Consider the following 24,088-nt stretch of genomic DNA (forward strand, 5'->3'; position numbering starts at 1 on the left):
ATCGAGCGGGGCAACCGGATCCCCTGGCCGGGCGTCCCACGGGCATGCGCATCTTCTTCGCCGGTCTCGCCGTGCTGCTCGTGCTCTCCGGCTGCGCGGAGGACCAGTCGGGCGCGGCGGGGGCGGCGGCGAGTGACGACGGGTCCACCGTGACGGCCTCGGCGGAGCCGGAGGTGCTGGTGCCGGAGGTGGTGGCGATGCCGGTCGCCGCGGCCCGGTCGGCGCTGGACCGGGCGGGCCTGGTGGCGCGCGTGGTACGGGGCGCCGGCTCGGCCTGCGCCCCGGCGGGCGAGGTGTCGGGGCAGCGGCCGCGGACGGGCCGGATGGTGCCGGTCGGCGCGACCGTCACGGTGGAGGTGCCCGGGAAGGGGACCGGGACCTGCGGGCTCGACCTGCCGCCGGCACCGGACGACCTGGACCGGGTGGCGCGGGCCTTCCTGCGGTTCGCTCGCGGGGAGGGGACGCCGCCGGTGGACACCCCGGTCGACCTGTACCTCGGCGGCCGGTTCGTCGAGACGCTGGCCAGCGCCGAGACGGGCGACCGGGCGGCGTGGGAGGTGTGCCCGGAGGGTGGGTCGTACGCCGGGGCGACCTGTCCGTTCTCGGCGCTCGAGCTGCTGGGCGAGACGCCTCGGGTCGCGGTGACCTCACCACGGCCCGAGCACCCGTGCGCCCACCCGAGCCCCCTGCCGGGGGCGGCCGCCGGGCGCTCGGTGATCCTGCAGCCGGACGAGGCGCTGGCCTGCCCGTCGTGGTTCGCCGTGCAGCTGCGGGTCAACGAGGTCGGCCAGGTGACGGCGGTCGACCTCGTCCGTTCCGAGCCGTGACGGGCCGCACGGCCCCCACGGTCAGCCCCGCGGCAGCGGTCAGATCCAGCCCATCCGGCGGGCGACGGCACAGGCGTCGTGCCGGTTGGCGGCGCCGAGCTTGGTGACCGCGCTGGACAGGTAGTTGCGGACGGTGCCGGGCGAGAGGGACGCCCGGGCGGCGATCTCGTCGACGGGCGCGCCGTCCGCGGCCAGCTCGAGGACGTCGGCCTCCCGCGGTGTGAGCGGGCTGTCGCCGGCGGCGATCGCCTCGGTGGCGAGGTCGGGGTCGACGTACCGCCCACCGGCGTGGACCGTGCGCACCACCTGCGCCAGCGTCGCCGCCGAGGTGGTCTTCGGCAGGAAGCCGCGCACGCCGGCGGCCAGGGCGCGCTTGAGGTGGCCGGGGCGGCCGTGGCTGGTGACGACGACGGTCCCGCAGCCGGGCAGCGCGCGGGCGAGCTCCTCGGTGACCGCGATGCCGTCGAGGCCGGGCATCTGCAGGTCGAGGACGGCGACGTGGGGCTCGGCATGGCGGGCGGCGGCGACCGCCTCCGGCCCCGACGCGGCCTGCGCGACGACGGTCAGGTCGTCCTCCAGGTCGAGCATCTGGGCGAGGGCCTCGCGGATGAGGTTCTCGTCGTCGGCCAGCAGGACGCGGATCGGGGCGGTCACGGCAGCACCATCCGGACGGTGAAGGCGTCGGCGTCGCGCACGACGTCCAGGGTGGCGCCGAGAGGGGCCAGCCGGGCGCGGACCTCGGCCAGGCCGCTGCCGTCGCGACCGGACTCGGGCAGCGCGCCGTCGTTGACCACCGTCAGCGCGCCGGCGGCGTACGTCATCTCCACGCACGTCGCGCGCGAGTGCCGCAGCACGTTGGTCACCGCCTCACGGACCACCCAGGCCGCGGGCTCGTGCCACGCCTCGGGCAGGCCGTCGACCTCGACGACCGCGTCGATCCCGGCCGAGCGCAGGAGCGACACGGCCCCGTCGAGCTCCTGGGCGAGGTCGACCGCGCGGTAGCCGCGCGCCAGCTCGCGCGCCTCCTTGAGCCCGTCGTGGGCCAGCGAGCGCACCTCCAGCATCCGGCCCGCGGCCCGGTCGTCGCCGCGGCCGGCGAGGGTGGCGGCGAGCTCGGCCTGGACCGCGATGGTCGCCAGCCGCCGGCCGAGCACGTCGTGGACGTCGCGGGAGAACCGCAGCCGCTCCTCCGCGACCGCGAGCGCCGCCTGGGCGTCCCGGCCGCGGTCGAGCTCCACGACGATGTCGAGCAGCCACAGGGAGAGCCGCACCGTGACCATGAAGAACGCGCCCGCGAGCACGCCGTACGCCGCGGTCCCGAGGTTGCCGCTCGGCAGGCAGGCGGCCAGCCCGACGGCGACGATGGTCGCCCCGGCGACCCGCTGGTCGCGGTAGCCGCCCAGCCCCCACGCCAGCGAGAAGGCCACGACCAGCCCCGCCGCCTCGGGCAGGTCGGTGGGCAGCGCGAGGGCACCGGCGAGCGCGAGGACCGCGAGACCGACGAGGACCGCGGTGCTCCGGACCGGGACGGGCCCGGACTGGGGGTAGAGCCGGATCGCGTCGCGCAGCGCCCAGGTCTGGGCGGCACCGAGCGCGACGGCGCCGGCGACGAACGCGGCGTACGCCGCCGGGTGGTCGTCGGCGGCGGGCACGGCGCCGAGGAGAAGCACGCCGTTCATCAGGCCGGCGATGACGTAGAGCGACTGCCGGGTGTAGAGGTCGACGCGCTCGACCTGGCCGCGCGAGGACCAGCCCCGTGGCCAGGCCCGGGACGAGACCCGTGACAAGGCGCGGCTCCAGCCCTGTCCCAGCACGGGCCCGACCCTAGTCAGTCCGGTCAGGACCGGGGCTCCCAGCGCATCGAGCGCCGAGCGAGGTATGCCGCCAGCACCGCCCAGGCGACCAGCACCAGCATCGGCCGGCCGGCCGCGGCCCAGGTGCCGCCGAGGTCGAGCGTCTGCGCGGTGCTGCCGGTCTCCATGCCGAACCAGCTCACCCGCACCAGGTCGGTCATCGCGGCGCCCGGCGTCAGGTCGGTGAAGCGTCGGACCTCGTCGGGGAAGCCGATCGCGACCTGGCCGAGGACCGCGAGCAGGATCACCGGCATGCTCGTGATCTGGGCGGCCTCGGCGTTGCGGGTCCAGGCGGCCGTCCACAGCGCGAACGCCGCGAACATCAGCAGCGTGACGACCACGGTCACGGCGTACAGCAGCGGGTTGAGCGGCGCGTCCTGCCCGAAGGCGATGGCCAGCGGCACGGCCACCACGGCGGTCGCGAGCGCCACCGCGAAGCCGGGCAGCGCCAGCGAGGTGATGATCTCCGCGTCGGTGCTCTCGCCGGTGCGCAGCCGCTTGAGCACCAGCTCGTCGCGGCGGGTGACCAGCTGGGAGAGCAGGTTGTAGAAGACGGGGAAGAGCGCCGCCATCATCAGCGCGGTCACGATCGCGGCCGCGCCGGCACCGCCGGAGCCCTCCGACCCGCTGTCGCCGACCAGCAGCAGGCCGAGCGGGAGCAGCGGGAGGACGACGCCGTAGATGAGGGTGAGCCGGTTGCGCAGGACGAGGGTGGCGTTGGCTCGGGCCAGGCCTGCGGTGCGGGACAGCGAGAGCGTCGTCATCGGGCGGCTCCTCCGGTCGGGCGGGCGGGTTCGGGTGTGGGTGCGGCGGCCGGCTCCTCGCCGGAGGCGATGGCCAGGAAGACCGACTCGAGCGAGGCGCTGCGGGCCTCGAGGCCGGGCAGGCGTACGTCGCGGTCGGCCGCAGCCGTGAGCAGCGCGGTCAGCGTCGCCTGCAGGTCACGGGACTCGAGGGTCGTGGTGCCGTGGTCGGTGCCGACCCGGGCGACCGCGGGCAGCCCGGCCAGGTCGGGGAGCCCGGCCGCGGCGCCCTCGAACCGGATCGTCGCCGGGCGGTCGGCCCCGAGCTCGGCCGGCGTGCCCTCACGGACGATGCGCCCGGCGTGCATGATCGCCACCCGGTCGGCCAGCTCCTCGGCCTCCTCCAGGTGGTGGGTGGTCAGCAGCACCGAGCAGCCGCGGTCACGCAGGCCGGCGACCAGCTCCCACACGCGCCGGCGGCTCTCGGGGTCGAGCCCGGTCGTCGGCTCGTCGAGCAGCACGACCTCCGGCTCGCCGAGCAGCGTGCACGCCAGGTCCAGGCGGCGCAGCTCGCCGCCGGAGAGGGCGCGGACCCGTACGTCGGCGCGGCCGGCCAGGTCGAGGTCGGCCAACGCGTCGGCGACCGGCCGGGGCGCGGTCATCGTCGCGGCCCACATGCGCAGCGTCTCGGCCACGGTGAGGTCCGCGGGGAAGCCGCTGGTCTGCAGCAGGACGCCGGTCCGGCGGCGTACCTCCGCCCGGTCCGCGACGGGGTCCAGCCCCAGCACCCGCACCTCCCCCGAGCTCGGCGGGGCCAGCCCCTCGACGACCTCGAGCGCGGAGGTCTTGCCGGCGCCGTTGGTGCCGAGCAGCGCGACCACGGTCCCGGGCTCGACGACCAGGTCGACCCCGCGCACCGCCTCGAACGCGTCCGCGCCGCTGCCGTAGCTGCGGTGCAGGCCGCGGACCTCGATGTGCGGGCCGGGGGAGGTGCGGGTGCTCATGGCTCCAGCCTCCCGTCGAGGGCGACCGCGCCCCAGTGCGCCGGCTCATCGGTCACCCGTGACATCTGTCAGGTCCGGCCGCGCCCTTGTCTCGGAGCGATGCCCCGGATACAGTCACGATATATCGCAAATAGATCGCGATATCTGATTCCGAGGAGACAACCGTGAAGCACCACCACCACCCGCACCGCGGGGGCCCCGGCCCCTGGGGTCCCTTCGCCGACCTGGGCGGCCACCGCGGACGCCGTGGGGGCGGCCCGCCGCCGTGGCTCGCCGGGCTCTTCGGCGCGCCCGACGGCCGCTCCGAGCGCCGCGGCCCGCGGGTCCGCCGCGGTGACGTCCGCGCCGCGATCCTCGACGTGCTCGCGCACGCCCCGGAGAGCGAGCCGCTCAACGGCTACCAGGTGATCCAGACGATCACCGACCGCAGCGAGGGCGCCTGGCGGCCCAGCCCCGGCTCGGTCTACCCGACGATCCAGCAGCTCGAGGACGAGGGCCTCGTCGAGACCGACGAGGGCCGCGGCCGCCGCGCGCTCCGGCTCACCGAGGAGGGCCGGGCGTACGTCGCCGATCACCCTGAGGAGCTGGCCGCGGTCTGGTCGCCCTTCGAGGCCGCCCGCGAGGACGCGCGCGGCGGCGTCGACGTCCGCCCGGAGATCGGCCAGGTCATGAGCGCGGTCTGGCAGATCGTCACCACCGGCACCGAGGGCCAGCGCCGCGCGGCCGTCGAGGTCCTGGTCGACACCCGCCGCCGCCTCTACGGGATCCTCGCCGACGGCGACCCGGCGGGGACGGCCGCCGACGACGACGCCGACGACACGGGCGCATGAACGACCACCTGCGGATCGGCGACGCCGACCGCGACCGGGCGGCGGCCGACCTCGGCGAGCACTTCGCCGAGGGCCGGCTCACCGCCGAGGAGCACGCCGAGCGGCTGGACCGGGTCTGGGCCGCGCGCACCCGCGCCGACCTGGGCCCGGTCCTCGGCGACCTGCCCGCGCGCACCCCGGCGTACGCCGCCCGCCCGGCCACCCCGCCGGGCATCCCGGGGCCGGGACCGTCCGCGCCGGTGCTCGCGCTGGCCGGCGGCCTGGTCGTGCTGACCGTCCTCACCCACCTGCCGTTCGTGCTGCTCGCGCTGCTGCTCTTCGTCGTGGTGCGTCGCCACCGGCGCCGCGCGTGGTTACCCTCCGGTACGTGACGACGCCCTCGTTCGACCTAGGCCCCGACCACCTCGAGCTGAAGAGCTGGGTCCACTCCTTCGCCGCCGACGTGATCCGCCCGGCCGCGGCCGAGTGGGACGAGCGCGAGGAGTTCCCCTGGCCCGTGCTGGAGGAGGCCGCGAAGATCGGCCTCTACTCCCTCGACTTCTTCGCCACCCAGAGCTTCGACGAGACCGGGCTCGGCATCCCGGTGACGATGGAGGAGCTCTTCTGGGGCGACGCCGGCATCGGCCTGGCGATCGTCGGCACCGCCCTCGCCGCCGCCGGGGTCAGCGCCAACGGCACGCCCGAGCAGGTCGGCGAGTGGGTGCCGCAGATGTTCGGCGAGCCCGGCGCCCTCAAGCTCGGCGCGTTCTGCTCCTCCGAGCCCGACGCCGGCAGCGACGTCGGCGCGATGCGCACCCGCGCGACGTACGACGAGGCGACCGACGAGTGGGTCATCAACGGCACCAAGACCTGGGCGACGAACGGCGGCCTCGCCGACGTGCACGTCGTCACCGCCGTCGTCGACCCCGACCTGCGGACCCGCGGGCAGGCGTCGTTCGTCGTGCCGCCCGGCACGAAGGGGCTCAGCCAGGGGCAGAAGTTCCACAAGCACGGCATCCGCGCCTCGCACACCGCCGAGGTCGTCCTCGACCGGGTGCGCGTGCCGGGGCGCTGCCTTCTCGGCGGCAAGGAGAAGCTCGACGCCCGCCTCGCCCGCGCCCGCGAGGGCACCCGCGCCGGCGGCAACGCCAGCATGGCGACGTTCGAGCGCACCCGCCCCGCGGTCGGCGCGCAGGCCGTCGGCATCGCCCGCGCGGCGTACGAGGTCGCGCTGGACTACGCCCGCACGCGCGAGCAGTTCGGCCGCCCGATCGTGGAGAACCAGGCGATCGCCTTCGCGCTGGCCGACATGAAGACCGCCATCGACAGCGCCCGGCTCCTGGTGTGGCGCGCGGCGTGGATGGCCAGCCAGGGCAAGACGTTCGAGGCGGCCGAGGGCTCGATGTCCAAGCTCGTCGCCGGCGAGACCGCGGTGAAGGTGACCGGGCAGGCGATGCAGATCCTGGGCGGCAACGGCTTCACCCGGGAGTACCCGGTCGAGCGGATGGCCCGCGACGCGAAGATCTACACGATCTTCGAGGGCACCTCGGAGATCCAGCGGCTCGTCATCGCCCGCGCGATCTCGGGCAACCAGATCCGCTAGGCGGCTGACGCCATAGTCCCAGGTCAGCGGCACTTTGGCGGTCGCTGCACGCCGCACGCGCACACCTTCGGACGCTCGCCGGTCGGCACCGTCGTTCGCAACCAGCAGCAACCGCACGCACGGAGTTCTGTGTCAGTGCTGTGTCAGACGTCCGGGCGGACCTACCTGTTTCAACACCACCGCCCGGCACGTCCCCTGGGGGGCTCGGCCGTTGACGGACGAGCGCAACAGCCGCGCCAGATCAAGGGCACCCCGCCGGCGACGTCGATCAGGGATCCGACGGTGTCGTGACCGTGGCTGTTCCGCTCCTCGATAGAGCCAACGAGAGCTGGATGAAGGTGCTTGAGCCTGAGCTCAAGCGTTGCCGCGGGACCACCCCTGCTGACCCCGGCGCCGGTGTCCCACTCGACGGGCGAGCCCACAACGGCCTCGATTCTGCTTCGCCACTTCCGGCGGACTTGAGGGGAGGACGTCACCTGCGGCATAGCCGCGGCAGCATGGAACGAGCTGGCTCTCGTGTCACACCCGGTAGAAATGCCCCAAGCGGCTCATTGCGACGACGGGAAGCCTCAATCGTTCGCCACCGCATGCAAGGTGGTCGCACAACATGGACATGGCCGGGGCGTGGCTTAGGGCTTCCCCGCGTGACAGCGAAAGTTGGCCGCACATCGTCTGTGACTCGACGCGCACGGTTGGATCTCAAAGCTTCGGCGGTGTCCGACGGTCTAAGCAACACCAGGTGTCTTGAAGGGTTCGGACAGTAGCTGGTTGAGGGCTTGTGCCGGGGTCTTCCAGCCCAGGGTCTCGCGGGGTCTGGTGTTGAGTCGTCGGGCGGCTTCGGTGAGGTCGGCTGGGCTGTACTGGCGCAGGCTCACGCCCTTGGGGAAGTACTGGCGCAGCAGCCCGTTGGCGTTCTCGTTCGAGCCGCGTTGCCACGGTGATCGCGGGTCGGCGAAGTAGATCGCCATGTCAGTGGCCATGGTGATCTCGCGGTGCATCGCCATCTCCTTGCCGTTGTCCCAGGTCAGTGACCGCTTCAGCTCGGCGGGGAGGCTGTTGAGGGTGGGGATGACGGCGTCGTGGAACTCGCTGGCGGTGTGCCGCCCGGGCAGGTGGATCAGCAACACGAACCGGGTCGAGCGCTCCACCAGGGTCCCGATCGCCGACCCGTTCTCGCGGCCCATGATCAGGTCGCCTTCCCAGTGCCCAGGCACTGCGCGGTCGGCAGCCTCGGCGGGGCGCTGGCTGATCGAGATCGTTCCGACCAGGCGCCCGCGCCGCTCTTGCGGCCGGTTCTGGGGCTTGCGTTGGGTCCGGCCGCGGCGCAGGTGCGCGGCCAGGTCCCGCTTCAACGCGCCGCGGGACTGGATGTAGATCGACTGGTAGACCGTCTCCGCGCACACCCGCCGGTCGGGGTCCTCGGGGTGCTCCACGGCCAGCACGTTAGCGATCTGACGCGGTGACCAGTCCTCATCGAGCTTGGCCACCACGAAGTCGCGCAACGGCCCGGGCTGGGCCAACTTCGCAACCTTCGGTCGCCGCGCCCGGACCTCCGTGCGCTGATGGGCTCCCAGCGGCCGATAACCACCGGACTTGGTGGTGTTGCGCGCCAGCTCCCGAGAGATCACGCTCGGATCCCGTCCCAGGGCCCGGGCAATCTCGCGCACACCAGTCCGGGCAGCATGCAGCAACCCGATCGACTCGCGATCCTCCAACGTCAACGCTCGACGCGTACGCAGCCCAGGCTTGGGCAAGGTCGGCTTCACCCCGCCAGCGTTGCGGAACCACATGTTCCCCGCGTCCTTCGACGCCCCCAACCCGATCGCAGCCTGCGCCGGCGACATCCCCGCCCGCACCAACGACCAGAATTCCCCACGGACCTCCCGCGGCACCAACACCCCGTGCGGCATCCCAACCACCCCTCACATCGGGGTGTTGCTACGACCCGTGGACACCGCCTTCTCAAGCCGCTGAAACTCCGTACCGCTCGCAGGTGAACACGCTGAGACGCTGAGCGATCTCGTCCAGGGTGGGCGCCGCCGCGTGCCGGGAATCCCAGACCGAGACGAGCCGGATACTGAGCAGACCCTGGCCCGGCACCTCCACCGGCAGCGGCACAAGGCCGTACCGCGGGTCGTCGGAGACCACCGCGACGCCACGGCCCGCTGCTGCAAGGGCTTGGGCGACCGTGCCATTGGCCGCCTCGACGAGGATGCCCCACGCGGCGCCCGCGCCGGTCAGCGCATCCTCAAGCGCCATGCGTGCGGTGAAGGCAGCGGGAAGTGCGACGAGCGGTTCGCCCGCAAGCTCCATAAGGGTTATCCGCGATCGTGACGCCCACCGGTGGTCGGGCGGCACATAGGCCCACACGGGCAGGACCGCCAAGGGCCGCGATCGGTACGGCGGGCCGGGCCGCGCGGTGCCGATGGCGAGGTCGGCGCCGCGCGCGAGCACCTCCACGCTGGAGATCCCGTCGGCGCCGAGCACGTCGGTGGTGGGGTCCTCCTCGGCGAGGGTGGCGACGAAGGGGGCGACGACATCGGTCAGCGTCACGGTCGGTGCGCCGACGGTCAGCCGCTCGAGGCGCCCCTCGGCGTGGAAGGTCGCTGCGACCCGAAACGACTCGACCTGGCCGAGCAGGTCGCGCGCCAGCGGGACCAGGGCTCGGCCCGCGCTGGTGAGGGAGAGCCGGCCAGCGGAGCGCTCGAACAGGTCGACGCCGAGTTCCAACTCGAACTGGCGCAACTGGCGCGACAGGCCGGGCTGAGTCACATGAAGCCGCTCAGCCGCGCGGCTGACCGTGCCGTGCTCGGCGACCGCCACGAAGTAACGCACGTGCCGCAGCTCCACCATGCCTCCCAGGCATCGACGCAAGAAGGAACAAGTATTGGACAGCATAGTTCGGCGCGCGGACGCTTGACGCACACGACTTCGAGAGGGATCCGCCATGACCGACCAGCCGACCACCGTCGCCGGCGTCCTGCAGCACCGCGCGCTCGTCACCGAGCTGCCCGGCCCGCGCTCGCGCGCCCTGATGGAGCGCAAGACCGCGGCCGTCGCCTCGGGCGTCGGCACGACGATGCCCGTCTTCGCCGCGAAGGCCGGCGGGGGCGTGGTCGTCGACGTCGACGGCAACCACCTGATCGACCTCGGTTCCGGCATCGCCGTGACCACGGTCGGGAACAGCGCGCCGCGTGTGGTCGAGGCCGTCCAGGCGCAGGTCGCCGCGTTCACCCACACCTGCTTCATGGTCACGCCGTACGACGGGTACGTCGCGGTCGCCGAGGCGCTCAACAGGCTCACCCCCGGCGACCACGACAAGCGGACCGCCCTGTTCAACTCCGGTGCCGAGGCGGTCGAGAACGCGGTCAAGATCGCACGGGTCGCCACGGGCAAGGACGCCGTCGTGGTCTTCGACCACGCCTACCACGGCCGCACCAACCTCACGATGGCCATGACGGCGAAGAACATGCCCTACAAGCACGGCTTCGGCCCGTTCGCCCCCGAGGTCTACCGGGCGCCGCTGTCCTACCCGTTCCGCGACGACAAGACCGTCGGCGGCCAGGCCGCCGCCGCTCGGGCGCTGGACCTGGTCGAGAAGCAGGTCGGCGCCGAGAACCTCGCCGCGATGGTCATCGAGCCGATCCAGGGCGAGGGCGGCTTCATCGAGCCCGCCCCGGGCTTCCTGCCGGCGCTGGCGGCCTGGTGCCGCGAGAACGGCGTCGTCTTCGTCGCCGACGAGGTGCAGACCGGCTTCGCCCGCACCGGCGACCTGTTCGCCTGCCACCACGAGGGCGTCGTCCCCGACCTCATCGTGACGGCCAAGGGCATCGCCGGCGGCCTGCCGCTCGCCGCTGTCACCGGCCGCGCCGACCTGATGGACGCCGTCCACGCCGGCGGCCTCGGTGGCACCTACGGCGGCAACCCGCTCGCCTGCGCGGCCGCCCTCGCAGCGCTCGAGACGATCGAGGCCGACGGCCTGGTGGACCGCGCGCGCCAGGTCGAGCGGCTGATGAAGGACCGGCTGCACCGACTCGCTGCCGACGACGCCCGGATCGGCGAGGTCCGTGGGCGCGGCGCGATGATCGCCGTCGAGCTGGTCGAGCCCGGCACCACCACCCCCGACGCGGCACTGACCAAGGAGGTCGCCGCCGCCGCTCACCGCGCCGGCGTCATCGTGCTCACCTGCGGCACCCACGGCAACGTGCTCCGCTTCCTGCCCCCGCTGACCATCACCGACGACCTGCTCCATGAGGCGCTCGATGTCCTTGCCGATGTCTTGGGCGCCACTCGGTGAGCGCCCCCTGACAGGAATTGCCGGCGGAACCGCGCCAACGACCCGTCCCAACACACTGCCATCGCCTGCGGTGCCGTACGCCGTATTGCTTCTGAAAGCGCCCAGAGAGAGCCCTCCCCGTGACCGACATCCCCACTCACGCCCGAACTTTCGACGTGGAAGACCCCGCCACCCTCGAGGTGGTTGATCGCGTTCGCGACCACGACGTGACCGACGCTCGTGCAGCAGTCGATGCCGCCGACGCCGCCCTGAGGGCATGGTCCGCGACCCCGCCGCGGACCCGGTCCGAGGTCCTGCGCCGCGCTCACGAGTTGATGCTTCGCGACCGTGACCGGTTGGCAGCCCTGATAGCTGCCGAGAACGGCAAGTCACTAGTCGACGCCGCGGGCGAGGTCACCTACGCCGCGGAGTTCTTCCGCTGGTTCTCTGAGGAAGGCGTGCGACCCGGTGGAGATTACGGCGAGGCCCCAGCGGGCGGTGCTCGCACGCTCGTTCGGCACGTGCCGGTCGGCGTCGCCGCGTTGATCACGCCCTGGAACTTCCCGGCAGCGATGGCGACCCGCAAGATCGGTCCGGCCCTTGCGGCCGGCTGCACCGTCGTGTTGAAGCCGGCCGCTGAGACGCCACTGACGGCGCTCGCGGTCGCGGACCTGCTAACCGAGGCGGGCCTGCCGGACGGTGTCGTGAACATCGTTCCGACGACCGATGCCGCCGGTGTCGTTGGCGCCTGGCTGGCTGACGACCGCGTTCGCAAGGTTTCGTTCACCGGCTCGACCGGCGTCGGGCGGGTTCTGCTGCACCAGGCGGCCGACCGAGTGCTCAACTCCTCTATGGAGCTGGGCGGGAACGCGCCGTTCGTTGTCACCGACGACGCAGACATCGACGCCGCCGTGGCTGGTGCGATGACTGCGAAGTTCCGGAACGGTGGCCAGGCGTGCACGGCTGCCAACCGGTTCTACGTCCACAGCGACATCGCATTCGACTTCACCGCGCGGCTGGTTGCCGAGGTTGAGAAGCTCACCGTCGGACGAGCCGCCGACGGCTGCGCCATCGGGCCCCTCATCAGCGCCGCCGCCGTGACCCGGGTGGAGCGAGCAGTTGCAGGCGCCGTCCGCGAGGGCGCTCGAGTCGCTGGGCGCGCCGAATTGCCCGACGCACCCGGCCACTTCGTCGCCCCGACCGTGCTCGCCGATGTTCCAGCGAACGCTGAGATCCTGCGCGAGGAGATCTTCGGCCCCGTCCTTCCGATCGTCACCTGGACCGACGAGGACGACCTCCTTCGCCTGGTCAACGACACCGAGTACGGCCTCGCGGCTTACGTGTTCGCCGGCGACCTCGGTCGCGCGCTCCGTTTCGCCGAGCGCGTGGAGGCCGGCATGGTGGGTGTCAACCGCGGCCTCGTCTCGGACCCGTCTGCGCCCTTTGGTGGGTTCAAGCAGAGCGGGCTCGGCCGCGAGGGGGCGCGAGAGGGACTCCGGGAGTTCCAGGAGACGCAGTACCTCAGCGTTGATTGGAGCTGAACGTCCTGTGCCGGTGGGCGGCGGTCGGCGGCTCACCGGTACGGCGAGTGGCGCCTCCTTGGACACCATCCGGTTCTCGCGGAGCGGGCCAACCGCCTCGCCGGCTGCCGTTCTCGGTGGGCGTGTCGCTGTATGTCCACCCGCCGCGCGCAGCGCGAAGACGCGCTACGGACGCCAACAACGCCCTTGCGGGCGGAACCCCTCAGCGAAGGCAGGCTAGGGGCCTCGTACGTGCCAACAGCGCGTCCGCAGCTCGATGGCCACTTCGCAGCGCCCCCTCCATCAGGCCGGTGAAATCGGGGTCGATGTACTCGCCCGCGAACGTCAACGCCCCAGCACCGCCCTCAAGTGCACGCTGGTCAGCGGCGGTCAGGTCCGCGGAGTGAGCGGCATAGGCCCCAAGCGCGAACGGGTCATCGGACCAAGTAGTCAGCACGGCGTCGCCGTCCACGTCCGTCCTCTCTCCCATACTGGTCCGCATCGACCGAGAGTCAGCGAACGTCAGGTCAGGGCGGATGGACCGCGCCGCGTCGACCCACTGCCGGGGCCCCCGGGCGATCTCGAGTCCCGCCAGGGCTGGCGTGGAACCGGCGAAACCGGTCATGACCGGAGCGACCGTCCCAGCGTCATCCACGGCCGTCCAGGTCCAGAACCGGCCCGGTACTGACATGACCGCACTGGTCGCAACAGGCGAGGCGAGCGGAACGTGAAGCTTCGCGGCGTGCCCCTGCGTGAGCCGGCTCATTGCGGCCCTGCGATCTGGGTTCAACGGCACATCGACCGCTCCGTGCAGGAGAACGCCGAGCGGGAGCGCGACCACCACTCCATCAAAGTGAGCCTCGCCGGTCGCCGTGCGAACTCGGAACCCGTCCTCGCGCTCCTCGACTGCGGTGACGACCTCGCCGAGCCGGATCGCTGCGCCTAGACGCCGACCAAGCTCCGTTGCGAGGCGCTGGTTGCCGCCGGCCAGGCGGTGGCTCGGCAGCGGCGCAAAAGAAGCGATCTGATCCAGCGCTCGTGCGGACACCTCCACGGCAGGTGCCGCGCTGGAGATCTCGATTCGCGCGCGTAGCGCCTGATCAACCTCCTCCGGGAACCCAAGGCTTGACAGCACCTCGTCGACGGATGCGGCCCTACCGAGGTCGCGCGCGAACTCAGCCGCCCTCTGTCCGGCGTGAGCCAGTGCCTCAGTGGTGATGGACGGGGTCTCGGCAAGCGATCGCACGTAGTAGCTCATCCCGGTATCTACCAGTGCGAGCCCGAACCGCTCACCAAGCGCGCGGAACGCCTGGTAGCCGTTGAGGACGAACTCTGCGCCGCGCTCGATCGTGCACACGCGGTCCTGCACCTCGACTTGCTCGGACCAGACGCGGCCGCCGATGCGCTTCCGCGCCTCGAGAACCGTGACCTCGACGCCAGCATCGGCGAGCCTGGTCGCGGCAGCGAGACCGGCGAACCCAGCTCCGAGCACCGCAACCTTCGGAGCCACTCCTGCGCTGATTGACATCCTGCTACCTCTGTTCTCGAGCTTGTCCGCGGTGCGTGGGTCTGCTTTGACAGCAGCCGAGCCGAGCGTAGGAGTCGAGCGGCTCCATGGGCACCGTGCGCAGAATCAGGGAACTAGCCGGTAGTAGTCCGTCAGTACGACGGGTGCTCGCGTGCTCCGCGGAAGTCAGGCGCTCGTCTGCGCGAGCTACGCATGAAGAGCGGGCCTTGTCAGGATGGTGATAGGAATCACCGGCAATTCGTCCAAACCGGGCAACGGCAGTGAACTGTCGTCCTCGCCAAGATGTCCTCCATCCGAACGAGAGGACCTGCAAGTGGACAGCGTCGACATCGCGGTCGTTGGAGCCGGCTTCGCCGGACTCCGAGCGGCGCGAGACCTCAGCGAGACGGGCCGCTCCGTCATTCTCCTCGAGGCCGCCCACCGGGTCGGCGGTCGCGCGTACAGCCGCCAGTCGACCACCGACCCAGGAACCGTCGTCGAGGTGGGCGGCGCGTACTTTCACCGTCATCACCACGGCCGGCTCGCTGCCGAGGTCGACCGCTACCGCATCGCGACGCAAGCGGCGGCGTCGCACACCGTCTTCCGCAACAAGCTCGGCCCAGGGCAACGTGACGCCGCTCTGCCTGTTCCAGTTGAGGAGGCCGTGGACGCCGAGCGGGTCCTCTACCAGCTGATCCGCGACGCTCACCGCATCGACCCGAGCGCCGGTCTGGAGAACCAGGGCCTGGAAGACCTCGACATCTCCGCTCACGACTACCTCGACGCCCTCAAGGCGCCGCCGGTGACCAACCAGCTCCTGAGGTCCTGGATCTGGAACATGATGGGCCAGCGTGTCGAGGACGCCTCGGCGCTGTGGGTCTTGCAGTGCGTGGCGTCGCACGGCTACTCAGTGCTTGGCGTGGTCCTCTCCCTGGACGAGGTCATGCCTCACGGGACAGGCGCCTTGACGTCAGCGATGGCGAACGACGTCCCCGACCTCCGCCTCGGTGAGCCCGTCCATGGGCTTCGGCAGGACTCGAGTGGCGTCGAGATCGCGTACGGCAAAGACCGGGTGCTCACTGCCAAGCACGCTGTGGTCGCGGCTCCGCTGAACGCAATGAGCGGGCTGCGCTTTGATCCTGCACTCACCGGTGCCCGCGCAGATGTCGTTCGAGAGGGCCACGGCGGGCGAGGGCTCAAACTCCTCATCCAGGTGCAGGGCGTTCCCGCGGGAATTTCGTGCACCGGGGACGGCACCTTCCCCACCCTCTACGACTACCTCCCGTCGTCTGACGGCGGGCGCATCCTCGTCGGGTTCACGGACCGCGACAGCCTGGACCCCGCCGACGACGCCGCGATCGAGCGCGCCGTCCACTACTACCTGCCAGAAGCGGTCGTGGTCGGGGTCGACTACCACGACTGGACTGCGGACCCTTACGTCCGGGCTCCGTGGGTGTCTCCGCGGATCGGCCAGGCCACTCGCGCTCACAAGTCGCTCGGAGAGCGGCACGGCCGCATCCACTTCGCCGGCTCTGACGTCTCCCTTCTCTTCCCTGGCTACATCGAGGGAGCCCTAGAGACGGCCGACCGCGTGCTCACCGAGGTCGCAGCTCACCCGGCCTGACCCAACCATCTCGCTTCTCGGGTTCGCAGGACCACGGCCCGGCAATGACGCCGGTCGCCGTCGCAACCTCCGACGGGCATACCCGTGCCCTGCTACGCACCTGAAAGAGGAACACATGAGGACGACAATCAACCGGTCGATCCGCCGAGCAGCCGGTGCTGTCGCGGCACTTGCCATGCTGCTCACGGCTGCCGGCTGCAGCACCGAAGGCGGCGGCGAGGCAACGGCGAAGAGCGCCGACGACGAGGTGGCCCAAACGGCTGCCGCAGAGCTCGAGAAGCTCTATGGCGACGGGACGTTCACCGAACCGTCGACCACCGGCCCGAAGGCTCAGCCGGGCTACCGGGTGGCCATGGTCAGTTCGGGCATTCAGTCGCCCACCGGCACGTCTACGGCGAACGGCGCCCGCGACGCCGCGAAGATCCTCGGCTGGGACCTCAGCATCTACGACGGCAAGTACGAGCCGTCGGAGTATCAGGAAGGTATCCGCCAAGCGATCTCGCAAAAGGTCGACGCGATCTGGCTCTACTCCATCGACTGCCCCCTCGTCCGCACGGCGCTCGACGAGGCCAAGCGCGCCAAGATCCCGGTGTTCTCCCAGGAGGCAGCTGACTGCAGCGACGTCGATCCCGACGCTCCGTCCTACTACGAGCGCAGCCTTCAATTCCCCGAGGGCGACTTCATCGCCTGGGGCGAGGGCCTTGGCGCATCGCAGGCGGTGTACCTCCTGGCCAAGCTTGGCGCGGACGCAGAGGTCATCGAGGTGAGCAACACCGAGCTTGTGATCACGAAGGCCGTGCACGACGGGTTCCAGAAGAAGATGGCCGAACTGTGCCCGGACTGCGAGATCACCAACGTTCCAGTCCGCCTGGCTGACTTCGGTCCTGCTCTGCAGGAGAAGATCTCCACCGCGCTCCTGCGCAGCCCGTCTGCGAATGGCCTCGCTGTCTCCTATGACGACTTGATGACGGCGGGTGGCTCGGCTGCGGTGCTGGCCTCGGGACGAAACGAATCGCTCGTTGTCGTCGCCGGTAGCGGCTACGAGGCCAACGCCGACCTCGTGCGCGAGAACAAGGGCCAGGACGCCGGATGGACCTACGACGGCCGGTACGAAGCGTGGTCGGCCGCGGACATGCTGAACCGCTACTTCGCGGGGGAGGAGCCCACCGCTTCCGGCGTCGGGATCTCAATCTTCGACCGTGAAGAGAACCTGCCCTCGCCGGGAGAGGCGTTCAAGGTCGGTTTCGACTACGAGTCGGTCTTCAAGGAGGTCTGGGGGGCTTCCTGAGCATCGGCTGGGAGGGCGGTGCAAGTCCACCGCCCTCCCTTCGTCCACCCTCCAGCCGTCGTCCCGCCCGTCGCGAGCAGCGACCGCATCAGCAAACGGCTTGCCACGTATAGCGAGCCGCACCGTCCCCATTCCACACCTCGAGGCAGCGTCGCCTCGTTCTGGCAGGACACACAAACAATGACCTTCCCGCGCCAGGCCCGGTGGAGTCACCGCCTGTTCGGCACCACCGCAGGACTCGCCCTGTTCGTTGCAGTCGGAGCGTGCAGCACGGAGACCGGCAGCGGCGCGACAGCCGCTGCCGATGACGATGTAGCTAGGGCCGCCGTTCAAGCGCTCGAGGAGAGTTTCTACGACCAGGGCAGCTACTCCGAGCCGCCCAGCACCGGCCCGACAGCGCAAGAGGGTTATCGGATCGCCGTCGTGAACGCCGGCGTGCAATCGCCGTCGGGTACCAAGCAGGTGAACGCCGCTCGGGAGGTGGCCGAGCTCCTGGATTGGGAACTCTCGGTCTTCGACGGGGAGTACGAACCGTCGGCGTACCAGGAGGGGATCCGTCGGGCCATCACGCAAGGGGCCGATGTCATCTGGCTCTACTCCATCGACTGTCCTCTCGTGAAGACGGCGCTCGTCGAAGCTCGCAGAGCGGGCATCCCAGTCGTCTCGCAGGAGTCCGCTGACTGCAACGAAGTTGATCCTGCGGATAAGTCCTACTTCGCCGAGAGTCTGCAGTTCAGCGAGGGAAGCTTCATCGACTGGGGCAAGGCGCTCGGAGCGGCCCAGGCGACGTGGCTCCTCGCCAAGCTGGGTCAGGACGCCGACATCATTGAGGTCAGTGTCCCTGATCTCGTTGTGCTTCAGGCGCTGCACGACGGATTCACCGAAGTTATGAACGAGCGGTGCCCGGACTGCAAGGTCACGACCGTCGAGGCGCAGATCGCGGACCTCGGGCCGACACTCCAAGAGAAGAGCGAGACCGCACTCCTGCGTAACCCCAGTGCGAACGGAATGGCTGTCTCGTACGACGATCTCATGACTGCCGGCGGCTCCGCAGCGGTCATGGCATCGGGCCGCAACTCCTCCATCGAGGTAGTGGCAGGTACCGGCTTCCCGGCGAATGTCGAGCTTGTCCGCGATGATCAAGGGCAGGACGCTGGGTTCGCCTACGACATGGGGTTCGAGACCTGGGCGGCCGCTGACATGGTCAATCGGCTGCTCGCCGGCCAGAAGCAGGATCCCGCCGGGTCCGATGTTGGCGTGGCGGTCTACGACCGGGAGAGCGGGCTACCGACCGAGGGCTCCGACTGGACGACGGACATCGACTACAAGAGCGTCTACAAGAAGGTCTGGGGCGTCTCCTGATGCCCAAGCTTGGAGGAGGTCCGAGCGTTTGCGCTCAGGCGGCCCCCAAGTCGACGGTCGCAGGCTGATGGGGTGGTCATGGAGAACGGTTCGAAATCCGGATCCTCTGCAAAGTCCGGCGCCTACAATCTGGCCATGTCGATCGAGCACGAGCTTCGTGCGGTCGCCGACGCCCTGACGAACGAGATCCCCGCGATTGGCGAGGAGATCCGTCAGCGCACGCGCTTGGGCGCTCCTAACTTCTACCGGCGCAGCGATCCCATGCTGCTCGAGGCCGAGTGGCCCAGCATCAACGGCGCGGTCACGAGCATCATCCATGGGCTTCGCCATTCGCGGCACCTTCCCGATGGTGCATCCGAGGGCGCCCTGGAGGAGGCGCGTGTCGCGGCCCAGGTAGGAGTGGAGCTGACGGACCTTCTCCTCACTCGACGGATCGGTCAGATGGTGTTGTGGAACTGGATCCTCGACACCGCACTTCGCGTGGTCCCGGATCCAGCCAGGCAGGTGGCGGTCCTGAAGCAAGCGGCCGAGTATCACTTCGCATGGAATGACCTGGTCACTCACGATGTCGTCGCTGCCTACGAACGGGAAAAGTCAGCCTACTTTTTCCACAGCCGCGATCGACAGCGCAGAGCAGTCGTCACTGATGTCCTCAATGGGATCCCGACCGACACCGAGCAACTTGGTTACAACCTCAAGGTCGAGCACCTAGCGATGGTGGCCTGGGGCAACGCGCCCCGAGTCGCCCTCCAAGCCGTGGCCAGCCGGCTTGAGGCATCGCTCCTGGCTGTCGAGGGCACGGGGGGCACCTCGCTCGCTTGGCTCGGCGGCAGTCGGATAGGAGAGTCGTTCGAGCGGATCCAGGAGGGTCTGCAGCCCCCTCCGGCCACCTATCTAGCCGTCGGAAGCGCTGGGGCCGGCGTCACCGGCTTCCGGTCAGGGCACCGTCAGGCCTGGCAAGCCTATCGAGTCGGGCGCCTCCGACCCCGGCCTGTCACTCACTACCGCGACGTGGCGCTCGAGAGCGTCGTCCTTCGCGACCTGCCAGCCGCCAGGGACTTCATGATCAACGAGCTCGGGCCGCTGGGTGATTCGGATTCACGCACCGAGCTCCTGCGCGAGACGCTCCGCACCTACTTCGAGACTGGGCAGAACGCCGCCGCCACAGCGACGCGGATCCGTGTCCACGAACGGACCGTCGCGTACCGGCTCAAGTCGATCGAGGAACGGCTCGGCTTCCCGATCAGCAGACGGCGCGACGAACTGGCCGTTGCCTTGCGACTCGCAGATGTCCTTCGCGACGCCACCGAGTTGCACATCGCTTTGATCGGCGAGGACCAGTCCAGCGAGATGGGGATCTAGTCCGCCGACTGTGCTCCGCAGTGCGTGTGGGCGGCGAGCCTCGCCGGGGGCCGATTCTTCAACAATCCAACAAAGAGCCCCCCGATCTTGTCGGTGCATGCAGAGGCGTCGCAGATCACACGCTTCCAGACTGGCGCAGCGCAACCAGCGCATCACCCCGCGTTAGTGAAGGAGCCGTCCGTGATTCGCCACGTCTTTTCCTGGCAGGTGGCCGAGGGCCACAGCAACGAGGAGATCATCGAGATCCTCAACACTCTTCCCGGCGCGCTGCCGGTGATCAAGTACTGGGAGGTCGGCAGCCACCAGGGGGACCCCGGCGACAACGGCGACCCGTTCGACGGCGTGCTCATCACCGACTTCGAGTCGTGGGACGACCTCGAGGCCTACTCGAACGACCCCTTCCACCTCGACGTCGTCGAGCGTCTTATGCCTCGGTTCAAGGCACGCGCGGTCGTCGACTTCGAGCGCAAGGGCGCCTGATGGTCAACGCCGACATCAAGGTAGGAACGAGCCCCTGGGGCCCGCAGGACCAGCTCGGTGCACTGAACCACCTCACTGCCGAGAAGTCGGCGGCCATCCTGGCCCGGGTCGACGGTTCGAAGTCCTACGACCTCAGCATCGACTACTTCGTCGGCATGCCGAGCTTCCAGGCCGCCGGCGACCCTAGCTACCAGCTCTACATGAGCCACACCCCCGCTGGCACGGTCGTCGATAACCTCAACGGCGTCGGCGAGGCGGTCAACCGCCACGTCTGCTACTCGGGTGACGTCGTCTTCATGTACACCCACACCGGCACCCACATCGACTCCCTGAACCACTTCGGTGTCGACGGGCAGATCTACAACGGCTTCACGCCGGAAGAGAACCTGGGGAGCAGGGGATGGACCAAGGCCGGCGCGGAGACCATCCCGCCGATCATCACCCGGGGCATCCTGCTCGACATCGCCAAGCGACACGGAGTCGAGTGTCTCCCCGACTCCTACGCGATCACCGTTGAGGACTGCAAGGACGCGCTGGATGCAAGCGACGTCACGCTCGAAGCCGGCGATGTTGCGTTCATCCGTACGGGCCGCATGGGTTACTGGCCGGACGGTTCCAGGGTCCTTGGCAACCCGCCTGGGCTGAGCTTGGAGGCCGCCCGCTGGCTCACTGATCAGGGCATCTCCGCGATCGCCGCCGACCAGGAGTGCGTCGAGGTCGGGCCCTCGCAGCACGAGGACAATTGGCTTCCCGGTCACTGCCACTTCCTCACCGAAGCAGGCGTGCCGATGATCGAGCTGGTCAACCTCGAAGAGCTGTCGCGTGATGGCATCGGAGAGTTCTGCCTCGTCGCAGCGCCCATCCGGCTGCGCGGCGCTAGTGGAGCTCCGCTTCGCCCCATCGCGATGCCGCTGCGCGGCCAGTTGAGCTGAAGCGCACAAAGAGAGGTAGACGAATGAGCATGCCGAAGGTCGCCGTCGTAGGTGGGTCGATTGGCGGGTTGACCGCAGCGAACGTGTTGCGCGACGCCGGCTGCGACGTAGACGTGTACGAGAGAAGTCCCCGACCCCTGTCGGGTTTCGGGACTGGGATCGTCGTACAACCCGAGCTCGTCCGCTACCTGCTCGAACGCACGTCGACCACCCTCGAGGACATCAGCGTCTCCAGCAGCGCCATGCGGTACTTCGATGCCGCCACCGGGGAGAGCCGTGGCGAGGTCGAGGCAGAGTGGCGCTTCACCGCCTACAACGCGGTCTACCAGAAGCTGCTCGAGGCGTTTGACGTGGACCGGTACCACCTAGGTCACGCACTGAGCGAGGTCCGCCCCGGAACCGATCGAGCAACCGCGGTCTTCGAGAACGGGTCACAGGTGAATGCTGACCTCGTGGTCTGCGCCGACGGGGGCGGGTCGGTGGCTCGAGCGCAGATGCTGGGCGTGCGGTCGACCTACGCCGGCTACGTCACGTGGCGCGGCATGGTCGACGAGCAGGACGTCGCTCCGGCTACCTGGAAGTTCTTCCAGGACGCCTTCACCTACGGTCTGCTGCCCGACGGGCACATCATCGCCTACCCGATCCGTCAGGTGTCGCCCCAGGGTCAGGTCACGGGAGCGACGCGGCTGAACTTCCAGTGGTACTGGAACGTCGAGGAGGGGCCGGAGCTCGACAGGTTGATGACCGGGGCGGACGGCGTCCGTCGGCCGGTCTCGGTGCACTTCGACGCGTTGAACCCTTCGAACCTCCGCGAGTTTCGCGAGCGCGCGGCCGCCGAGTTGTCAGAGGCGTTCGGAGACCTCATCGCCAACGCGCCGACCCCGTTCGTCACGGTCGTTGCTGACTGCGAAGTCCCGCAGATGGCTTTCGATCGCGTCGTCCTGCTCGGCGATGCCGCTTTCGCCCCCCGTCCCCACGCGGCCGCCGGCGCAGCGAAGGCAGCAGCGGACTCCTGGACGCTGGCAGAGGCGCTGATTCAGGCCGATGGTGACGTCGCCGCGGCGCTGCGGACCTGGGAAGCTGGACGGCTTCGCGTCGGAAAGACCTACATCGCAAAGGTTCGAACGATGGCTGCTGTGCTCCAGCACGGCGGGGCCTTTCCTGCCGGTGCGCCGGAGTACAAGTTCGGACTACCTGAGCCCGCCTGACCGGCGGCTGTGAATCACAACTACAGCGTCACTTCTAGTAAGACCGGAACTCGCGCTTCGGCGCGGAAGGAGATCTCATGCAACTGCTCAACGAGTTCGAGGTCGCGCTCCCTCCCGAGCAGACATGGACGTTGCTGACCGACCTGGAGAAGGTCGCACCCTGCCTCCCTGGCGCGTCCATCACGTCGGTTGACGGTGAGGACTACCACGGGCGGGCGAAGATCAAGGTCGGCCCGATCACCGCCGAGTACAAGGGCGTGGCCCAGTTCACCGAGATGGACGCCAGCGCCCATCGGGCAGTGCTCCTTGCGCGGGGCAAGGATGCCCGCGGCCAGGGAGACGCCACAGCCACTGTGACGGCGACCCTGTCGCCGGAAGGGACCGGCACGAAGGTCACTGTCGAGACGGACCTCGCGCTGACCGGCAAGGTCGCCCAGTTCGGGCGGGGCGTGCTCGCCGACGTCAGCGGTGCCCTGATGGGCCTCTTCGCTGATCGCCTCCAAGAGATGGTCCTCGCCGAGGGCGGCACCCCGAACGCCGCACCGGCTCACCAGGCACCTGCTTCGGCACCCGCGGCCGCGCCCCAGCCGCAGCCAGCCGGCGCAGCGAGCGCGACCACCCTCACCCCGCCTCGTGGACGTGATGACGACGAGGTCCTCGACGTTCTCGCGCTCGCAGGCGGCATGCCGTGGAGCAAGGCCATCCCCGCAGGGGGAACGCTCGTCAGCATCCTTGCGGCCCTCATCAGCGTGTTCGCGGCGGGCTATGCGTCCGCCCGGGCTCGCTCGGCCGGCAACTAGAACACCGTCCAGAGACAGACGAGCCGGGAGTCCACACATGAAGGCAGCGAAGTTCAAGTACGTCGCACCGAGGTCGCTGGAAGAAGCCCTCGGCCATCTCGGATCAGACCCCGACGCAAAGGTGCTGTCTGGGGGGCAGAGCCTCATGCCGCTATTGGCGATGAGGTTGGCCGCGCCGTCTGTCCTGGTCGACCTGCAGCACGTCCCTGGGTTGAATGCGATCGAGGACATCGACAACGCCGTGCGTATCGGGGCGCGGGTCACCCACCGGGCCGTCGAGCACTCTGAGCTGGTGGCACGACGCGTGCCGATTCTCAGCCTCGCCGCCAGGCACATCGCGCACCCGCAGATCCGCTCACGCGGCACCTTCGGCGGTAGCACCGCCCACGCGGACCCGTCGGGGGAGTGGCCGACGGTGCTTCTTGCGGTCGGCGCCACCATGCACCTCCAGGGCGCGGCCGGCCGGCGCGACGTTCATGCTGACGACTTCTTCGTCGGACCCTTCACGTCGAGCATGGAGCCCGCGGAGATCCTGACGCAGGTGTCGGTGCCAGCGACCTGGGATCGTTGGTCGTTCCAAGAGGCCGCAGTCAAGGCGGGTGACTACGGCCTGGCGCTCGTAGCAGCGGTCGCGTCAGTGGAGAACGACACGATCACTGACGCCCGTGTGAGCGTCGGCGCTGCGGTCGGCTCGGTCACCCGGCTTCGCGAGGTCGAGCAGCTGCTTATCGGCGCGGCTCCCGACCTCAATACTGCAGAACGAGCGGCTCGCGTAGCCACTGACAGCGTCAAGCCGATCTCGGACATCCATGGCAGCAGCGACTACCGACGCAACTTGGTGGGGTCCCTCGTCAAGCGTGCGATCGTCGAACTCAAGAACGGAGCATGAC

At 69.9% G+C, this 24,088-nt stretch carries 22 protein-coding genes; 15 read left to right on the forward strand and 7 right to left on the reverse strand.

All coding sequences use genetic code 11. The annotated features are described in order from the left end of the window. The first annotated feature begins 44 nt into the window (after window positions 1-44). A complete protein-coding gene (locus tag QWY28_RS05220; protein WP_300951228.1) occupies window positions 45-827 on the forward strand; it encodes a PASTA domain-containing protein in 783 nt (260 codons plus the stop codon). A 39-nt stretch (window positions 828-866) separates the two neighbouring features. On the opposite strand, the gene QWY28_RS05225 is transcribed toward QWY28_RS05220, so the two are convergent. Genes QWY28_RS05225 through QWY28_RS05240 form a run of 4 tightly spaced genes read right to left on the reverse strand, consistent with a single transcriptional unit; the run spans window position 867 to window position 4,427 of the window. Then, window positions 867-1,481 (reverse strand): response regulator transcription factor, encoded by a 615-nt coding sequence (locus QWY28_RS05225; protein ID WP_300951229.1) that lies wholly within the window; start codon window positions 1,479-1,481, stop codon window positions 867-869. Next, window positions 1,478-2,641 carry a sensor histidine kinase gene (locus tag QWY28_RS05230; RefSeq protein WP_300951230.1) on the reverse strand — a complete coding sequence of 388 codons (1,164 nt, stop codon included), beginning with the start codon at window positions 2,639-2,641 and terminating at the stop codon, window positions 1,478-1,480. Before QWY28_RS05230 ends, QWY28_RS05225 begins: the two co-directional genes overlap by 4 nt. A 23-nt stretch (window positions 2,642-2,664) precedes the next feature. Then, the gene (locus tag QWY28_RS05235) at window positions 2,665-3,444 is read right to left on the reverse strand and encodes an ABC transporter permease (protein ID WP_300951231.1); all 780 of its coding nucleotides are present in this window, start codon (window positions 3,442-3,444) and stop codon (window positions 2,665-2,667) included. Beyond that, window positions 3,441-4,427 carry an ABC transporter ATP-binding protein gene (locus QWY28_RS05240; RefSeq protein WP_300951232.1) on the reverse strand — a complete coding sequence of 329 codons (987 nt, stop codon included), beginning with the start codon at window positions 4,425-4,427 and terminating at the stop codon, window positions 3,441-3,443. The genes QWY28_RS05235 and QWY28_RS05240 overlap by 4 nt, the downstream gene beginning before the upstream one ends. A 164-nt stretch (window positions 4,428-4,591) precedes the next feature. On the opposite strand from QWY28_RS05240, the gene QWY28_RS05245 reads away from it, so the two are divergent. Genes QWY28_RS05245 through QWY28_RS05255 form a run of 3 tightly spaced genes read left to right on the forward strand, consistent with a single transcriptional unit; the run spans window position 4,592 to window position 6,839 of the window. Continuing rightward, entirely contained in the window at window positions 4,592-5,257 is a 666-nt protein-coding gene (locus tag QWY28_RS05245) for a PadR family transcriptional regulator (protein WP_300951233.1), read from the forward strand. Then, on the forward strand, window positions 5,254-5,628 hold the full coding sequence (locus tag QWY28_RS05250; RefSeq protein WP_300951234.1) for a DUF1707 SHOCT-like domain-containing protein: 375 nt from the start codon (window positions 5,254-5,256) through the stop codon (window positions 5,626-5,628). Before QWY28_RS05245 ends, QWY28_RS05250 begins: the two co-directional genes overlap by 4 nt. Then, window positions 5,625-6,839, forward strand: a complete 1,215-nt coding sequence (locus tag QWY28_RS05255; protein ID WP_300951235.1) for an acyl-CoA dehydrogenase family protein — start codon at window positions 5,625-5,627, stop codon at window positions 6,837-6,839. The genes QWY28_RS05250 and QWY28_RS05255 overlap by 4 nt, the downstream gene beginning before the upstream one ends. 725 nt (window positions 6,840-7,564) lie before the next feature. Here the strand turns inward: QWY28_RS05255 and QWY28_RS05260 are convergent. Next, window positions 7,565-8,749 carry an IS30 family transposase gene (locus tag QWY28_RS05260; protein WP_300951236.1) on the reverse strand — a complete coding sequence of 395 codons (1,185 nt, stop codon included), beginning with the start codon at window positions 8,747-8,749 and terminating at the stop codon, window positions 7,565-7,567. A gap of 52 nt (window positions 8,750-8,801) precedes the next feature. Next, the gene (locus tag QWY28_RS05265; protein WP_300951237.1) at window positions 8,802-9,689 is read right to left on the reverse strand and encodes a LysR family transcriptional regulator; all 888 of its coding nucleotides are present in this window, start codon (window positions 9,687-9,689) and stop codon (window positions 8,802-8,804) included. Window positions 9,690-9,786: 97 nt separating this feature from the next. Here QWY28_RS05265 and gabT point away from each other — a divergent pair, with 97 nt between their 5' ends. Both gabT and QWY28_RS05275 read left to right on the forward strand, forming a co-directional pair. After that, window positions 9,787-11,136, forward strand: a complete 1,350-nt coding sequence (gene gabT, locus QWY28_RS05270) for a 4-aminobutyrate--2-oxoglutarate transaminase (RefSeq protein WP_300951238.1) — start codon at window positions 9,787-9,789, stop codon at window positions 11,134-11,136. Between the two features lie 119 nt (window positions 11,137-11,255). Continuing rightward, on the forward strand, window positions 11,256-12,656 hold the full coding sequence (locus QWY28_RS05275) for an NAD-dependent succinate-semialdehyde dehydrogenase (RefSeq protein WP_300951239.1): 1,401 nt from the start codon (window positions 11,256-11,258) through the stop codon (window positions 12,654-12,656). A 202-nt stretch (window positions 12,657-12,858) separates the two neighbouring features. Here QWY28_RS05275 and QWY28_RS05280 read toward each other — a convergent pair whose 3' ends face one another. Beyond that, the gene (locus tag QWY28_RS05280; RefSeq protein WP_300951240.1) at window positions 12,859-14,163 is read right to left on the reverse strand and encodes a flavin monoamine oxidase family protein; all 1,305 of its coding nucleotides are present in this window, start codon (window positions 14,161-14,163) and stop codon (window positions 12,859-12,861) included. 313 nt (window positions 14,164-14,476) lie between these two features. On the opposite strand from QWY28_RS05280, the gene QWY28_RS05285 reads away from it, so the two are divergent. The 9 genes from QWY28_RS05285 to QWY28_RS05325 all read left to right on the forward strand — a co-directional run bounded on the left by QWY28_RS05285 (window position 14,477) and on the right by QWY28_RS05325 (window position 24,087). Beyond that, window positions 14,477-15,766: a flavin monoamine oxidase family protein gene (locus QWY28_RS05285; RefSeq protein ID WP_300951241.1), complete on the forward strand. Its 1,290-nt coding sequence runs from the start codon at window positions 14,477-14,479 to the stop codon at window positions 15,764-15,766. A gap of 115 nt (window positions 15,767-15,881) precedes the next feature. After that, window positions 15,882-17,054, forward strand: a complete 1,173-nt coding sequence (locus tag QWY28_RS05290) for a sugar ABC transporter substrate-binding protein (protein ID WP_300951242.1) — start codon at window positions 15,882-15,884, stop codon at window positions 17,052-17,054. A gap of 180 nt (window positions 17,055-17,234) precedes the next feature. Continuing rightward, on the forward strand, window positions 17,235-18,416 hold the full coding sequence (locus QWY28_RS05295; protein ID WP_300951243.1) for a sugar ABC transporter substrate-binding protein: 1,182 nt from the start codon (window positions 17,235-17,237) through the stop codon (window positions 18,414-18,416). Window positions 18,417-18,551: 135 nt separating this feature from the next. Continuing rightward, window positions 18,552-19,778 (forward strand): PucR family transcriptional regulator, encoded by a 1,227-nt coding sequence (locus tag QWY28_RS05300; RefSeq protein ID WP_300951244.1) that lies wholly within the window; start codon window positions 18,552-18,554, stop codon window positions 19,776-19,778. A 180-nt stretch (window positions 19,779-19,958) separates the two neighbouring features. After that, window positions 19,959-20,258 (forward strand): Dabb family protein, encoded by a 300-nt coding sequence (locus QWY28_RS05305; RefSeq protein WP_300951245.1) that lies wholly within the window; start codon window positions 19,959-19,961, stop codon window positions 20,256-20,258. Continuing rightward, window positions 20,258-21,190, forward strand: coding sequence for a cyclase family protein (locus QWY28_RS05310; protein WP_300951246.1), 933 nt, complete (start codon window positions 20,258-20,260; stop codon window positions 21,188-21,190). Before QWY28_RS05305 ends, QWY28_RS05310 begins: the two co-directional genes overlap by 1 nt. Before the next feature lie 29 nt (window positions 21,191-21,219). After that, on the forward strand, window positions 21,220-22,398 hold the full coding sequence (locus QWY28_RS05315; RefSeq protein WP_300951247.1) for an FAD binding domain-containing protein: 1,179 nt from the start codon (window positions 21,220-21,222) through the stop codon (window positions 22,396-22,398). Between the two features lie 77 nt (window positions 22,399-22,475). Beyond that, window positions 22,476-23,198 (forward strand): SRPBCC family protein, encoded by a 723-nt coding sequence (locus tag QWY28_RS05320; RefSeq protein ID WP_300951248.1) that lies wholly within the window; start codon window positions 22,476-22,478, stop codon window positions 23,196-23,198. A 37-nt stretch (window positions 23,199-23,235) separates the two neighbouring features. Next, window positions 23,236-24,087 carry an FAD binding domain-containing protein gene (locus QWY28_RS05325; protein ID WP_300951249.1) on the forward strand — a complete coding sequence of 284 codons (852 nt, stop codon included), beginning with the start codon at window positions 23,236-23,238 and terminating at the stop codon, window positions 24,085-24,087. Window position 24,088 lies beyond the last annotated feature (1 nt).

Source organism: Nocardioides oceani (assembly GCF_030412965.1).
Classification (GTDB): Bacteria; Actinomycetota; Actinomycetes; order Propionibacteriales; family Nocardioidaceae; genus Nocardioides; species Nocardioides oceani.